Genomic DNA, 14,124 nt, shown 5'->3' with positions numbered 1-14,124 from the left:
GAGGGTGCAATGGTTTCGGCCCAGGCCGAAACCATTGCGGAACGGCGCGCTACGGAGTGTTGGTGCTGATCAGGTCGAGGCCGAGCGCGCCGGCATGATGTACGACGGCCTTGCCCTCGCGGCGGCTGATGACCAGACCGGCCGCCCGCAACGCCGCCGCATGTTCGGAAGCCGACGCCTGGCTGATGCCGAGCTGACGGGCGATGCCACTGGTGGTGTTCTCCCCGGTCAGCAGGCGCAGCACCGCGGCACGGGTGCAGCCGAGAATCCCTTCCAGCGCGTCCGGCTCGTCACCGATCCGCAGCCCCGTCATGGCCCGCGCCGGGCAGGCCAGATGGACTGGCTGGTCGGGAGCGTCCGCCACCAGCGGTGGACCGGTCCAGAACGCCGTCGGTACGAGCACCAGCCCCCGTCCCCGCAAGCACACCGTCCGCTGCTGCGCGCTGTCGATCTCCAGGCAGTCACCGCGCCACCGAGCACCCTGGATCGCGCTGACCAGGGCGGCACCGACGCCGCGGCGGGCGAGCACGCGGCTGTGCCGGACGAGTTCACGGTGATAGTGCGCACGGATCTGTTCCCAGTACGGTTGCAGGACCGCGGCGAACGCGCTGGCGAAACCACGCACCAGCAGCCGCCTGGCCTCGAGGTGTCCCTCGACGGCATGGAGCAGCCACGAAGGCGCCTCGATGTTCCCGTTGCCGTACCACAGCGTGAGTTCCGCACGGCCGCGGTCCGTCCCGAGCCTCAACGCCGTTTCCAGGGCTTCGTCGAGATCGGCGTTCAGCGCGGTCGGTGAGAAGGCCCCGGCGTGGGTGGAGACGAGTTCACGGGCCGGACGGGCCGATGCCGGAAACCCGGCCCGCGCGTGCCGACGCCACCGGTCTCCCCACGGCGCGTCGTTCCCGCGATCCAGCGCGATGAGCGCGAACTTCGTCTCCATCAGCGGAGCCGGCTCGGGCAAGAACCGGGTCAACAGCAGGTCGTCCGCCGTGAACAGGATGCGCAGCATGTCTCCCCCTCGGTGCGGCCGTTCGATAACAGGACCGCGGGAATGGGCAACAGATACGCGTAGCGGATCTCGTCTGCCAGCCGGCTCACTGGGAATCGGGAAGGGCGCCTTGGTGGCGGGCCGTGATGAGCCAGGCCCGCGAGTCGAAGTACACGCCGTCATCGGTGCCGTGCGCGGCCAGGGTGGCGCGGAGCCGCCGGCGTGCGTGATCGGCCGCTTCGGTGTCCATTGTGGATAGAAGGTCCTGCGGCTCGCGCAGGCGGAGCACCGTGTCGTAGGCGGCGGCACTGTCCGGGCCGTAGTAGACCGGCTCGTGCACGTCGGTGAAGTGGATCTCCCCGAAACCGGCCGCGGCCAGGATGGCTTCCGTTGTGGACGGATCGGCGAGTGAGAACGGGTCCTGGCCGGGAACGGGAACCGGCGGTGCGGCGGTTCCGGCAAGGGCCCGGTGGAACTCGGTGGACCACTCGTTGCGCTCGCGGCTCTGCCAGACCAGCAGGACAAGACGCGCCGCTGGGCGCAGGGCGCGCGCGATGTTGGTGAACGTGGCGACCAGGTCGGCGAAGAACATCGTGCCGAACCGGCTGACGCAGAGGTCGAAGTGCGCCGGCGGGAACCGGTGGATCTGCGCGTCGGCCTGCAGGTAAGCGACGTTGCGCAGGCCCTCCTCGTCGCTGAGCCGGCGGGCGTGGTCGAGCATCCGGGCGGAGGTGTCCACGCCCAGCGCGCTTCCGGCGACGGCGGCACGGGCGGCCTCGCGGGTCGACTGGCCCGCGCCGCAGCCGATGTCCAGCACCCGGTCGTGCGGCCGGACACCGGTCGCGGCGCGGAACAGCTCGTTGTGCCGGCGCAGCTCGGCGTCGTAGTCGAACAGGTCGCCGGCCCGGGGCGATGGCCGGTCCGGCGCTGTGTGCCGGACCAGTGCCGGGACGAACTCGTCCCACAGCGGACCCGGCAGGTCGTGCCCGGCGCCTGCCAGGATCAGCAGCTTCGAGCCCGGAATCGCGTCGCGCAGCGCCTCGCCGTGCGGGAGCGGGAGAAGCGGGTCCCGGTCACCGTGCACCACCAGCGTCGGCGCGGTGATGTCGCCGAAACCACCGCGGGCCGGGCCGTCGAATTCGATGGCGTAGTGGTTGGCGAGGGTGGACGCGATGTTGCGCGCGCGGGCCACGTGGCGTTCGGCCAGGGCACGCGTGGCGACCTCGTCGAAGTGGGGCGAGCCGCCCGAGCACGCTTCCACCGACGCGACGATGAAGTTCACCACCGCGGCGGGATCGGCGGGGTCCGGGGCGGCGGGGGTGTCTGCGGCCAGCTCGGCCACCGGCGGCGGGAGGGTGGCCTCGCCGGTGGTGGTGCTGACGAACGTGAGCGAGGCGACCCGGTCGGGGTGGTCCACCCCGGCGATCAGCCCGATACCGCCGAACATCGACTGGCAGACGAGGTGGCCGCGCTCGACGCCGAACGCGGACAGGATGCCGAGCGCGTCCGCGGTCAGGTCGGTGATCGTGTAGCCCGGCTGCCCTGGCGGGTAACTGGTGGACCTGCCGGTGTCCCGGTGGTCGTAGCGGATCACGAAGCGCTCGCATGCCGCGATCCGTTGGCAGAGTTCGGCCTCCCACCACAGCATCGACGCCGTGGCACCGCCGATCAGCAGCACCGCCGGGTTCGCGGGCCGGCCGTAGGTCTCGACGCACAGCTCGACGCCGTTGATCTCGAGCAGCTTCTCGCCGCTGGACAGGGGCTCGGTCATGCGCATCACCGTAGCGCTGGCACGGTGCGTCAGGGGTGTGCCAGCGCCGTGTGCGCCCCGTGCCAGCGGCCCGCGCGAGTGTCTGGAAAGGAAGTCCAGGCACAACCTCGAAGGAGCCGCAATGCACACCCCAGTCACGATCATCGGTGCCGGACTCGGCGGGCTCACCCTCGCCCGCGTGCTGCACGTGCACGGAATCCCGGTCACGGTCTACGAGGCGGAGCCGTCTCCCATGTCGCGCCTGCAGGGCGGGATGCTCGACATCCACGACTACAACGGGCAGCTCGCCGTCGAGGCGGCCGGGCTGATGGACGAGTTCCGCGGCCTCATCCTGGAGGGCCGCCAGGCAATGCGGATCCTCGACCAGGACGGGACCGTCCTGTTCGACAAGGTCGACGACGGCTCGGGTGGCCGCCCCGAGGTGCAGCGCGGCGAGCTGCGCCGGCTGCTGCTCGACTCGCTGCCGGCCGGCACCGTCCGGTGGGGCCACAAGGTCAGCGGTGTCCGTGCCATGGGGGAGGGCCGCCACGAGGTGACCTTCGCCGACGGCAGCACCGTCGTCGCGAGCCTGCTGGTCGGCGCGGACGGCGCCTGGTCACGGGTCCGGCCGCTACTCATCGACGCCACACCCGAGTACGTCGGCACGTCGTTCGTCGAGACCTACCTGTACGACGCCGACACCCGGCACCCCGCCACCGCGAAAGCGGTCGGCGGCGGGTCGATGTTCGTGCACGGGCCGACGCCGGGCAAGGCGATCAACGCGCACCGGGAAAGCGGCGACACCCTGCACGCCTACGTGGATCTCGCCAGGCCGCTGGACTGGTTCGCCGCCATCGATTTCACCGATCCGGCCGCGGCCGCCGCGCGGATCGCGCGGGAGTTCGACGGCTGGGCGCCGGAGCTCACCGCACTGATCACCGACGCCGACACCGCACCGGTCCAGCGCCCGCACTACACCCTGCCGATCGGGCACCGGTGGGATCGCTTACCGGGAGCAACCCTCGTCGGCGACGCCGCCCACCTCACAGCCCCGAACGGCGAAGGCGCCAACCTGGCCATGTTGGACGGTGCGGAACTCGGCAAGGCCCTCGCTGCACACCCCGGCGACGTCGAGGCGGCCCTCACCGAATACGAGCAGGCCATGTTCACCCGCAGCGCGACCCCGATCGAGCACGACTTCCTCCTCGAAAGCGTGTTCGGCGACAACCTCCCCGAGCATCTGACCGACCTGTTCCACGGGGACTAGGGTTCGCCAACGCTACTGGCTTTGAGCTGCTCGGTGCCAGGGCCGGGCAGTCGTGGGCCAACCTCGGCACGTGCTCAACCGTCCTTTCAAGAGGAACGATGGCAGGGGAGACGAATTGACCGGCTTCACCAGGTGGCTGCGGGACTTCGAGGCCGAAGCCGCGCGCCGCCGCGCCGCGGGGGATCCGAACTGGGCGCGCGGGGCCAGGCTCGACCCCGCGCTGGTGCGCAGCATCCAGCGGTTCCAGCTCGGCGAGGCGGGCGACGGGGCGAGGCTGATCGCCAGCGCGGACCGGGCCGGGGACCAGACCTACGCGACCGCGGTGCGGTTCTTCGTCGCCGAGGAGCAGAACCACGCGCGGCTGCTGGCGCTGCTGCTCAACGCGGCGAAGACGCGCACGATCACCGCCCACTGGACCGACACCGTGTTCGTCCGGTTGCGGCGTGCTCTCGGCCTGACCACGGAACTGCTGGTGCTGATGGTCGCCGAAGTGGTCGCGCTGCGGTACTACCGGGCGCTGCGCGACGGCAGCGGGGACGCGCTGACCTCGGAGGTGGCCGCGCGGGTGCTGGCCGACGAGCAGCGGCACGTGTCCTTCCACTGCCGGCGGCTGCGGGACTCCTTCGCGGCGATGTCCCGGCCGGGCCGGTCGGTGGTGACGGTGGTCTGGCGGCTGGTGCTGATCGGTGCGGTGGTCACCGTGGCCTGGGGCCACGGCCGCGCGCTGCGGCGGCTCGGGGTGGCGAGGTGGCGGTTCGTCGCGGACGTGGTGAACCTGTTCGAGGAGGCCGTCGACGAGGTGCGGGCCACCGCGGCGCCGATGGCGGCGCCGGCGCGCTAGGTGGGTCCGTGGGCTTGACCCTCACGTTGCGTGAGGGATGACGGTAGACCGCATGAGTGATTTCTTCAACGCATTCGAGCTGGGACCCGTATCCGAGCGTGGACCGAAGGCGGTCGCGCCGGAGGTGTTCCGCGGTATCTACGCGATGCCGGTGTTCGTGACGGTTCCGACGTCGGACTTGGCGGCGTCGACGGATTTCTGGGTGCGGGGGTTCGGCTTCATCGAACTGTTCAGCGTCCCGGGGCAGGTGGTCCACCTGCGCCGGTGGGCGTTCCAGGATGTCCTGCTCGTTCCTGCCGCGGCCGGCGCCGAGCCGGCCGAGGTGCCGGCGATGAGCGTGAGTTTCCTGTGCGTGCTGAGCGAGGTCGATCCCCTGGTCGAGGCGTGTTCGGAGCTCGTGCCGGGCAGCGTGACCGGGCCGCGGGATACGCCGTGGCGTACTCGCGACGTCGAGGTGATCACCCCCGAGGGGGTGCGGGTCGTGTTCACCGCGGCGCAGGAGTTCGATCCGGACAGCCAGGAGGCGCGTGATCTTGCCGCGGTCGGGATCGTCGCCCCGGGATCGGCGGAGGAGGGTCACAATGGGGTCCGTGGTTGAACGCGAGCGCGCCCATCGTGACGGCGTCGCGGTGGGCGCGGCCGCCGAGCTGGTGGGCGTGACCGTCCGCACGCTGCATCACTGGGACGAGATCGGCTTGGCGTCACCGTCGGTGCGCACCAGCGCCGGCTATCGCCAGTACACCGACGCGGACCTGCAACGGCTGCACCGAATCGTCGCCTACCGGGAGGCTGGTCTCGGGCTGGACGCGGTGCGCGAGGTTCTCGATGACCAGACCGCGGAGATCGGCGACACCCTGCGTGCGCAGCGTGCCCAGCTCGCCGAGCGCATCAAGGACCTGCGGCAGCTCGACGAGCGCCTGGAACGGATGACCGACGCTCACGAGCGGGGCATCCTCCTCGACGATGAAGCGCAGTCGGAGATCTTCGGGGCGGACTGGGACGCTCATCGATCCCGGCAGGCCCGCACGGCGTGGGGGGATTCCGCGCAATGGGCGCAGTTCGCCGAGCGGTCCGCTTCTCGCACGCGGGAGCAATGGCAGTCGCTCTCCGCGGCGATGTCCACCTTGCAGCTGGAGCTGGGCAGTGCCCTCGATCGGGGGGTCATTCCGGGCAGCCAGGAAGCGAACGCGCTCGTCGAACGCCACCGCGAAGTATTTTCCAACTTCTTCCCGCTCACGCGACAGATGCAGGTGTGCCTTGGCAGGATGTTCGAGTCCGACCCCGGCTTCTCCGCCCACTACGACGGAATCCGGTTCGGGCTGGCCTCCTGGTTCCGGCAGAGCATCGACGAATGCGCTCGCACGCACGGGATCGACCCGGAGACAGCCACCTGGCAGTGACCCGGGGCTACGGAGCGAGCAGCCGCTCCAGTTCCGCTTCGAACAGGCGGTCCGGGTCGAAGTCCATGCCGGTGAAATGGCCGGCGAGTTCCAGGGAGAGCACGCCGTGCAGGCGGGTCCAGAAGGTCAGGGCGCGGTGGAAGGTGGCGCCGGTCGGGTGTTGCTGCCCGGCGAGCAGCCGGTGCTCGAGGTGGTCGTCGAACTCGGTTTTCGGGGCATGCCGCGCCGGCTGGTCGCAGGCGGGGAGCAAGGTGCCCATGATCTGCGAGGCGATGGCGGTGGTGTCCTTCGGCGCCTGGTAGCCGGGCACGGGTGTGCCGTAGAGCAGGTGGTACCGGTGGGGATCGGCGAGTGCCCAGCGGCGCATCGCGTGCCCGAGGCCGGCGAGGTCGGCGCCGTCCTCGGCGGCCGCGGCCATGGTGTCGGCGAGGCTGCGGTAGGCGTCCTGGATCAGCTCGGTGAGCAGTTCGTCACGGCTGGTGTAGTAGCGGTACAACGCGGGGCTGGTCATGCCCAGCTGCCTGGCGATCGCTTTGAGGGACAGCCCCGACGCGCCGGCCACGGCGATCTGCTCCCACGCGTGCTGCTTGATCTCCGCGCGTACTTGCCGTCGGTAACGCTCGCGGGGTGAGGTCTCGGCCTCCGCCATGTCGCACCCCCTCCGGTTACCTGGGCCAGCTAACGGTAACGGGTGCCGGCCAGCACCAGGCCGGCGGCGACGGCCAGCACGGCCGGGCTGAAGAACAGCACGGCCGGTGCCCCGGTGACGTCCGCGACCGCGGAGCCGGCGGCCGCGCCGGCCGCGAAGCCGATGGTCGAGCAGCTCGTCGCCCAGCCCTGCGTTTCGTTCTCGTAGCCGGGCGTGGCCGCATTCCACACCGACGTGTAGAGGTGGGCGAAGGTGGCCCCGATCGCGAGCCCGGCGAGCGGGCACACGATGAGCACGAGGACGGGCCCGGCACTCATCGCGAGCGCCAGCAGGACCGCGCCCGCGCCGAACAAGCCGAGCAGCGCGGGCAGGATCAACCGCGGCGACGAGCGCCTCGGGCCGATCACCAGTGCGCCGGCGATGCTGCCCACGGAAAGCCCGGCGAGGAACCATCCGCTGTATTCGCTGGCATCGTGCTGCCCGGCGTAGATGGGCAGCAGCACTTCGATCGCGGAAAGCGCCAGGCAGAAGGAGAAAAGCGCGCCCAGCAGGTATCGCAGGGGCACCGACCGCAGAGATCCGCGCCAGTCGCCGGTGCTCGCACCCGAACCGCGAGGGGCTACCGGCACCGTCGACATCAGCGCCACCGCGAGCGCCATCAGCACACTGGCGGCGACGAACGGCGCGAACTGCGAGCTGCTGGTGCTCAGCCAGGTGGCGAGCACGGGGCCGGTGATCAGCGTGACGTCCATGAACGCGGACTCCAGCGAGTTCACCGACGTGACGCTGTCCTTGCCGGCGACCTCGACCCAGTAGCTGCGCACCAGGATGCTCACCGGCGGGAAGCACAACCCGAGCAGCGCCACGGACGCCACCACGAGCAGGAGCGGCAGGTGCGCGGCCACGGCGGCGATCAGGCCGGCGACCCCCACCAGGTAGCCGGCAAGGCACGCGCCGAGCACGGCGGGGATCGGGTACCGGTCGGCGAGCCTGCCGCGCAGCGGGCTGCTCACCGCGTTCGCCACCAGCATCGTGCTGATCGCGAGACCCGCCGCCGGATAGGAGTAGTCAGGGGCCAGCAGCAGCAGGGTGCTCACCGAGAACATGTTGATCGGCAGCTTCGACACCAGGCTCGCGGACGCCAGCCTGCTGCTCCCCGGTGCGGAAAGCAGCGCCCGGTAGCCGACGAGCAGCCGTGGCGCGGGTCCGTCGCCTTCGGACATCGGATCGTCCTCTCGTGCTCTGCCGTGTCTTGCCTTCGTTGTGCGATGAGGGGAACTATCCGGCCGCGGCCCGCTCTTGCATCCATTTCCGCAGGGAGAGCGGGCGCATGTCCGTCCAAACCGATTCGATGTGGTCGAGGCACTCGGTTTTCGTGCCCGATACGCCGGTCCGCTGCCAGCCGTCGGGAACTTCCTGGTCGGATCGCCAGATGGAGTACTGCTCCTCGGAATTGACGACGACCGCGTAGCTGCGCTCGTCCGGCTCATCGGCCTGAGGCACGAAGATTCCTTTCTACAGTTCCGGTAATCGGATGTCGTCGCTGAGATCTCGTTCCAGCGCCCGGATCACGTAGGTGCCGCCTTCGCGCAGCAGATCGTGGGAACCGGGCAGCACCCGGAGCCGGAACGTGCCGGCCGTGCACTCCCGCCAGGCGGCCAGCTGGTATCTCTGCACGGTCGTGTCCTGCAGCCCGCCGAAAACCGAGACGGGGCAGTCCAGCACGGGCCGCGGCTGGGGGAGGTACCCGTCCGCCAGCGCGAACCAGGCCGCGACCCTGGCCGAGCCGTCCGACGCGGCGGCGTGGGAACCGGGGGTTACCAGCCGCGGTGCCGGGCTCGCCGATACCGCGAGCCTGGCGAGCGGCAAGCGGCGAGCACGGAGGCGGTGCGCCAGTTCGTAGGCGAGCAGGGCGCCGAAGCTGTGGCCGAACAAGGCGGTCGGCCGATCGGCGAGTGCGGTCACCTCGGGCTCCACGGCAGCGAGCACGGCATCGACGTCCACGCACCCGTCGGGCGGTTCGATCGGATGAACCGCGATCTCGGGCGGCAGCGCCGCACGCCAAGCGCGAAACGGCGCCGCATAACCGCCTGCCGGCGGGAAGCAGAGCAGCCGGATGGCCGGTTCTTCCGCACTCATCTGGTGTTGTTTCCCCCGGCCATCGCGATGAGCTCCCGCAACGAGGGCGCGCGGAGCAGCATCTCCATGGTCAGGGGCAGCCGCAGTTCCCGCGCCGCGCGGGTGACCAGCTGCGCGGCGCTCAGCGAGTCACCGCCGAGTGCGAAGAACTCGTCGTCGGCGGTGACCTCCGCGATGCCCAGCATCCTGGCGACGAGGTGGGTGAGCGCCGACTCCGGATCCGCGGGAACGTCCGAAGTGGACGGTCGCGGGGGCCCGGCCAGCTCCTGCAGCCGGCTGTAGTCGACCTTTCCCGACGGACCGCGGGCCAGCTCGGCGACCGGCACCAGCCGCGACGGCACGAGGTGGTCCGGCGCCTGCTTGCGCAACCGCCGGCGCACGTCGGCGACGTCCGTGTCCGCGGCGACGACGACGAACGCGACCAGCCGCCCCGCCACGGAGAGCACGGCGGCCTCCAGGACGTCCGGCAGCCGGAGCAGCGCGGCCTCGGCTTCCCCCGGTTCGACCCGGTGCCCGCGGATCTTCACCTGGCGGTCGATCCGGCCGTGGAACTCCAACTCGCCGCCGGCCAGCCGGCGCACCTGGTCACCGGTGCGGTAGACGCGGGCTCCGGCCGGGGCCGGCCGGAAGGCGTCGGCCGTCTCGGCCGGCCGCCCCCAGTAGCCCCGTGCCAGCCCGGCACCGCCGACCCACAGCTCACCGACCTGCCCGTCGCCGACTTCTTGAAGCCGGTCATCTCGCACCAGTGCCGCTACGCCCCCGATCGGGCTGCCGATCGGCACCGGGCCGTCGAAGCTCGCGTGCCGCCAGGCGGTGGCGTCGATCGAGACCTCGGTCGGGCCGTACATGTTGTACAACGTGGGCTGCCGGTACGGGGAGAACCGGTCCGCAAGCGCTTGCGGCAGCACGTCTCCGCCGCAGAACACGTACCGCAACGACGGGCAGTCCAGCAGGCCGGGTTCCTGCTCGGCCAGCAGGGCGATCTGGGACGGCACCGCGGTCAGCGCGGTAACGCCTTCCCGCAGGATCAGGTCGATCACGCCGGGCGGGTCGAGGTGGGCGTCCGGAGGCGGGAGCACCAGCCGCGCACCGCTGGTGAGCGCGCAGAAGATCTCCCACACGGACGGGTCGAAACTGATCGACGTGAGCTGCAGGACGGCATCCGCCGCCGAGATCGGGAACGTCGCCCGGTCCCAAGCCATGCGGTTGGCGATCGCTCCGTGCGGCACCATGACGCCCTTGGGCCGCCCGGTGGAGCCCGAGGTGTACATGACGTACATGAGGTTGGCGGGGTGCGGGTCGCCCGGCAGTTCCGTGTCCGGCTGGGCCGGCACCGTCTCGTCGGTGTCCAGGCACAGCAGCAGCCGGTCGGCGGGCAGCCATTCGCGCATCCACTCCTGCGTGAGCACCACGGCGGGGTCGGAGTCGCGGATCATGTCGTGCAGGCGTGCCGGCGGATACGCGGGATCGAGCGGAACGTAAGCACTCCCGGCTTTGAGCACGGCGAGCACCGCGACGACAAGGTCGGCCGACCGCTGCAGGCACACGCCCACCGGAACGTCCGGCCCCGCTCCGTGCCGGCGCAGGGCGTGCGCGAGCCGGTTCGCCCGTGCGTCGAGGTCCGCATAGGTCACGTGTTCGGTCCCGCAGACCAGTGCGACAGCGGTCGGTGTCCGCCGCGCCTGCTGCTCGAACAGCCGGTATTCCGGGAGCACCGACTCGTGCGCGGGCTCGAGGCAGTCGTGGGGCTCGGGGTCGGCGTGGTCGGTCCCGTCTCCGGTCAGCCGCACGTCCGCGGCTTCGGCGCGCACCGCGGACAGCGTGCCCAACGCCGAGGTGGGGTAGCGGGCAAGGCGGGCGAAGTCCTGCACCGGCCCGAGGCGCAGCAAGCCGCTCGCCCCGGACACGCGGGTCGCGAGCCGGATCACCTCGGTGGTCGCCTCGGCGGCGAGGACCAGAACCGCGGCGACTTCGTCGGCCGCGGCGCCCCGATCGAGGTCCGCCGCCACCCGTTCGGCGAGTGACCAGGCGGCGTGGGTCCGTCCCCAGGCGGCGGCCAGGGTGTGCCCGATCGACTGGTTCGCCGACAGCGGGCGGCCGAACTGGTGGCGGGTGTCGGCGCGGCGCAGTGCGGTGCGGAGCATCCGGCGGCAGCCGCCGAGCAGATATCCCGCGGCCACCAGCCGGGCACGGGCGAGAGCGGCCGGATAGCCGGACGGGTCCGGGGAACGGAGCACGTCGGCGGGTTCGACGTCCACATCGTGCAGGTGGATCCGGCAAGGCACCGATGGCACTGGTGGCTCGACCGTAGGTGCCGGTTCGACCACCACCCCGGGCCGGTCGGCCGGCAACAGGGCCACCGTGATGCTCGAATCGTCGAGTGAGATCGGGAGCAGCAGTTCGATCGGGTCCGTGCCCGCTGGCTGCACTGCCTGTGCCCAGCGGGTTCCGGTGACCGACCAGCCGCCGCCGGGACGGTTCTGGACCTTGAGCGGGCCGGGCCGCAGCGGACTGTCGTGCCCGCGTTCCGCCGATGCGATCAACACCGCCTTCTCTTCGGCGACAACGCGCTCGGAGTCGAGCTGGGCGAGTGCCACCCGGCCGAGGTCAGGCGACGCAAGACCCGCGTCACCGGCATTGTGGGCTGAGCGCAGGGCCGCGGTGAGACTTCCCGCCGTGTCGGCTGTGTTGGCTCTGTCGTCTGTCGCACCGCCGAGCAGGCCGCGGAGGTTCGCTTGCACGATCGTGAGCATCATCTCCGACGTCCCCGCCGCCAGGGTGAGGCCGACCGCTTCCCGGTGGGCCGCGACCAGCGGGGAAGACGACGCTCCGGCGGACAGCTCGCCATCGACCGCCTGGGCGAGGTCGGTGACATCGGCCGCGAGTTCGGTGTTGAACCACTTCGCCGTCGCCGCGGGCACCGCCGCGGCCTCCACGCCTTGTGCGGCAACGGTTCGCACCGCCTGCCAGGCCAGCTCGCGGCCGGCCCGCAGCCGACGCCACAGTGCCGACACCCGGTGGTCGAGCTCGGCGCCGGCCGGGCCGTCGAGGTGGCTCAGGTACTCGGCGAGCGCGGTGAGCCAGCGGCTTGCGCGTCCGTGGTAGCCCAGCCCGGCTCGTTCCAGGGTCAGCGCACCGACCAGCAGCGGCCACCCTTCACCGGCCGAACCGAGAAGCTGGTCCGCCGCCAGCGGCAGCTCGGTGAACGTCACCTCGTACAGCGTCTCGACATTGGTCGTGTCCAGTGCGGTGACCCGGATCTGCTCGGCCCGCAACGGCACCAGGAACAGGCTGATACCGGTGTATCCGTCGCCTTGGCCGGTGCGGGCCGCGCAGATCGCCACCTCCGCCAGATGTGCCTTGGCGTTCCAGATCTTGGTCCCGCTCAGCGTCCAGCCGGTGGCGGTCCGGGTTGCCGTGCTGCGCAGCGAAGCCAGATCGGAACCCGCTTCCGGCTCGGTGAGCAGCGCGGTGGCGAGCCGGTGTCCGGAAGCGAGCCAGGGCAGCACGCGCTGCCGCTGAGCCGGAGTGCCCGCGGTGAGCACGATCTGGCCCGTGTTGTAGATCCCGTTGACGATGGCCGTGTCCGGCACACCGTGCAGGGCCAGTTCCTCCGCGACGATGCCCGCCTCCACCCAGCCCAGCCCGCGCCCGCCGTAACGCACCGGCCAGTGCGGCGCGATCAGGCCGCGCGCGCCGAGCTGGCGGTACAGGTGCTCCGGATGGCGTTCCGGGTGGCCAGGGGTGGCCCCGCCGCCCAGTGCGGTCAGCTCGTCCTGGAGCTCGGGCCGTCCCAGCAGGGATCGCACCTCTTCGCGCAATCTCCGTTGCGCCGCGGTGAATTCAGTCATCGCGCCGCTCCGGACGGGCGTTCAATGCGCAGCGACACCCTGGACCGGATCTCCTTGAGCATGCGAAGCACCTCGTCGCGGTCGGCCCCGGAAAAGTAGAACCCGAGCGGAATGGTGAGATCGTCCCGGGTGACCGGAACCTGGTCTCCCGGCTGATAACCGATCAGCACCTCTTCGATGCCCGGAAGTTCGCGCACGGCGTCCAGGCCCTCGATCGCGACCAGGGTGCCCGGTTCATCGTCGTTGCGGATCGCGATGGCGCCGCAGCGCGCATCGAAGGTGAGCGGCGCTTCGAACATCGCCGGACGCTCACCGAGGAAACACCGGATCGAATCGTGGTACGGCCGCAGCGCGCTGTGCTCGGTCCACATGCCGACCATCGGGCCGCCCGGCAGCCGGGCGGCGACCTCCAGCAGGTAGACCTCGCCGTCCGAGCACTTGACCTCGGTATGGCTCGGGCCACGCTCGATGCCGTAGGCGTCCAGGACTTCGCGCACGTAGCCGTCGACCTTGTGCCACTCGGGGTGGCCGTCGTCGATCTGCATGTTGTCCCAGATGGGGAAGTCGTAGTCCCGGTCGTCGGGCTGGCGGAACTCCCACATGTCCACCAGCCGGTGCTCACCGGCGAAGCTGTAGTAGTTCGCCGAAATCTGCCGTCCCCTGATATAGCGCTCGACGAGCCATTCGGTGATGGGCATGTCGAAGGCGTCATGCGTTTCCAGGCCACCGAGATCACGCAACGCTTCGGCATCGGGAATCAGCGTCACGCCTTGCGAGCCCGCACCCGAAGTGGGCTTGAGAATGGCCGGAAACCCGATGTCGTGCGCCGCGGGCGCGATTTCGTCCAGTGCGTGGACAAGGTGGAACTCGGGAATGCGAAGGCCGGCGTGGCGGGCACGTTCTCGCATGGCGGCCTTGTTGCGCCGGGATCCGGCGAGTGCGTGCTCGTTGCCGGGCAGGTCGAGCAGTTCGGCGATCCGGTCCGCGATATGGGTGCTCACCTCCATCGCGGGCACCACCGCACGGAGGTCCAGCCCGGCCTCGGTGACCGCGTGCACCGCCTCTTCCGGCTCGCCGGCGTAGTACGACAGGTCGTCGCCCGCGGCATGATCCGGTGCCGTGGCGGTGTATTCGCAGGTGTACAGCGAGACCACGGCGAACCCGAGGTCGCGGGCCGCCGCCTTGTAGCCGGCCCCGTTGAGGGTCGGGTCCACCAGAAGAACCGCAGGTCCAGTAATG

The 14,124-nt window shown here is 70.8% G+C and carries 12 protein-coding genes; 4 read left to right on the top strand and 8 right to left on the bottom strand.

Going from position 1 to position 14,124, the window contains the following annotated elements:
* Window positions 1–49 precede the first annotated feature (49 nt).
* Together AMYNI_RS0109690 and AMYNI_RS50065 are read right to left on the bottom strand one after the other, a co-directional pair.
* The gene (locus AMYNI_RS0109690) at window positions 50–1,009 is read right to left on the bottom strand and encodes an ArsR/SmtB family transcription factor (RefSeq protein WP_020667809.1); all 960 of its coding nucleotides are present in this window, start codon (window positions 1,007–1,009) and stop codon (window positions 50–52) included.
* Window positions 1,010–1,094: 85 nt separating this feature from the next.
* Window positions 1,095–2,759 (bottom strand): alpha/beta fold hydrolase, encoded by a 1,665-nt coding sequence (locus AMYNI_RS50065; protein WP_020667808.1) that lies wholly within the window; start codon window positions 2,757–2,759, stop codon window positions 1,095–1,097.
* Between the two features lie 121 nt (window positions 2,760–2,880).
* On the opposite strand from AMYNI_RS50065, the gene AMYNI_RS0109675 reads away from it, so the two are divergent.
* From AMYNI_RS0109675 to AMYNI_RS0109660, 4 genes are all read left to right on the top strand, one after another.
* The gene (locus AMYNI_RS0109675; RefSeq protein ID WP_020667807.1) at window positions 2,881–4,005 is read left to right on the top strand and encodes an FAD-dependent oxidoreductase; all 1,125 of its coding nucleotides are present in this window, start codon (window positions 2,881–2,883) and stop codon (window positions 4,003–4,005) included.
* Window positions 4,006–4,120: 115 nt separating this feature from the next.
* On the top strand, window positions 4,121–4,846 hold the full coding sequence (locus AMYNI_RS0109670) for a ferritin family protein (RefSeq protein WP_020667806.1): 726 nt from the start codon (window positions 4,121–4,123) through the stop codon (window positions 4,844–4,846).
* Window positions 4,847–4,898: 52 nt separating this feature from the next.
* Window positions 4,899–5,444 carry a VOC family protein gene (locus AMYNI_RS0109665; protein WP_020667805.1) on the top strand — a complete coding sequence of 182 codons (546 nt, stop codon included), beginning with the start codon at window positions 4,899–4,901 and terminating at the stop codon, window positions 5,442–5,444.
* Window positions 5,428–6,246, top strand: coding sequence for a MerR family transcriptional regulator (locus AMYNI_RS0109660; protein WP_020667804.1), 819 nt, complete (start codon window positions 5,428–5,430; stop codon window positions 6,244–6,246). The genes AMYNI_RS0109665 and AMYNI_RS0109660 overlap by 17 nt, the downstream gene beginning before the upstream one ends.
* A gap of 7 nt (window positions 6,247–6,253) precedes the next feature.
* Here the strand turns inward: AMYNI_RS0109660 and AMYNI_RS0109655 are convergent, their stop codons facing one another.
* The 6 genes from AMYNI_RS0109655 to AMYNI_RS0109630 are packed head-to-tail and all read right to left on the bottom strand — an operon-like array spanning window position 6,254 to window position 14,099.
* Window positions 6,254–6,895, bottom strand: a complete 642-nt coding sequence (locus AMYNI_RS0109655) for a TetR/AcrR family transcriptional regulator (RefSeq protein WP_020667803.1) — start codon at window positions 6,893–6,895, stop codon at window positions 6,254–6,256.
* A 29-nt stretch (window positions 6,896–6,924) separates the two neighbouring features.
* Entirely contained in the window at window positions 6,925–8,118 is a 1,194-nt protein-coding gene (locus AMYNI_RS47155; protein WP_020667802.1) for an MFS transporter, read from the bottom strand.
* 55 nt (window positions 8,119–8,173) lie between these two features.
* Window positions 8,174–8,398, bottom strand: a complete 225-nt coding sequence (locus tag AMYNI_RS0109645; RefSeq protein ID WP_020667801.1) for an MbtH family protein — start codon at window positions 8,396–8,398, stop codon at window positions 8,174–8,176.
* Between the two features lie 12 nt (window positions 8,399–8,410).
* Window positions 8,411–9,034 (bottom strand): thioesterase II family protein, encoded by a 624-nt coding sequence (locus AMYNI_RS0109640; RefSeq protein ID WP_020667800.1) that lies wholly within the window; start codon window positions 9,032–9,034, stop codon window positions 8,411–8,413.
* The gene (locus tag AMYNI_RS47150) at window positions 9,031–12,885 is read right to left on the bottom strand and encodes an amino acid adenylation domain-containing protein (RefSeq protein ID WP_084628338.1); all 3,855 of its coding nucleotides are present in this window, start codon (window positions 12,883–12,885) and stop codon (window positions 9,031–9,033) included. The genes AMYNI_RS0109640 and AMYNI_RS47150 overlap by 4 nt, the downstream gene beginning before the upstream one ends.
* Entirely contained in the window at window positions 12,882–14,099 is a 1,218-nt protein-coding gene (locus tag AMYNI_RS0109630; RefSeq protein ID WP_020667799.1) for an ATP-grasp domain-containing protein, read from the bottom strand. The genes AMYNI_RS47150 and AMYNI_RS0109630 overlap by 4 nt, the downstream gene beginning before the upstream one ends.
* Window positions 14,100–14,124 lie beyond the last annotated feature (25 nt).

Origin of the sequence: Amycolatopsis nigrescens CSC17Ta-90 (assembly GCF_000384315.1) — a bacterium.
In the GTDB taxonomy this organism is placed as follows: Bacteria; Actinomycetota; Actinomycetes; order Mycobacteriales; family Pseudonocardiaceae; genus Amycolatopsis; species Amycolatopsis nigrescens.
Note: the sequence above shows the minus strand (reverse complement) of the source record. Positions and strands in the feature narration are given on the sequence as shown.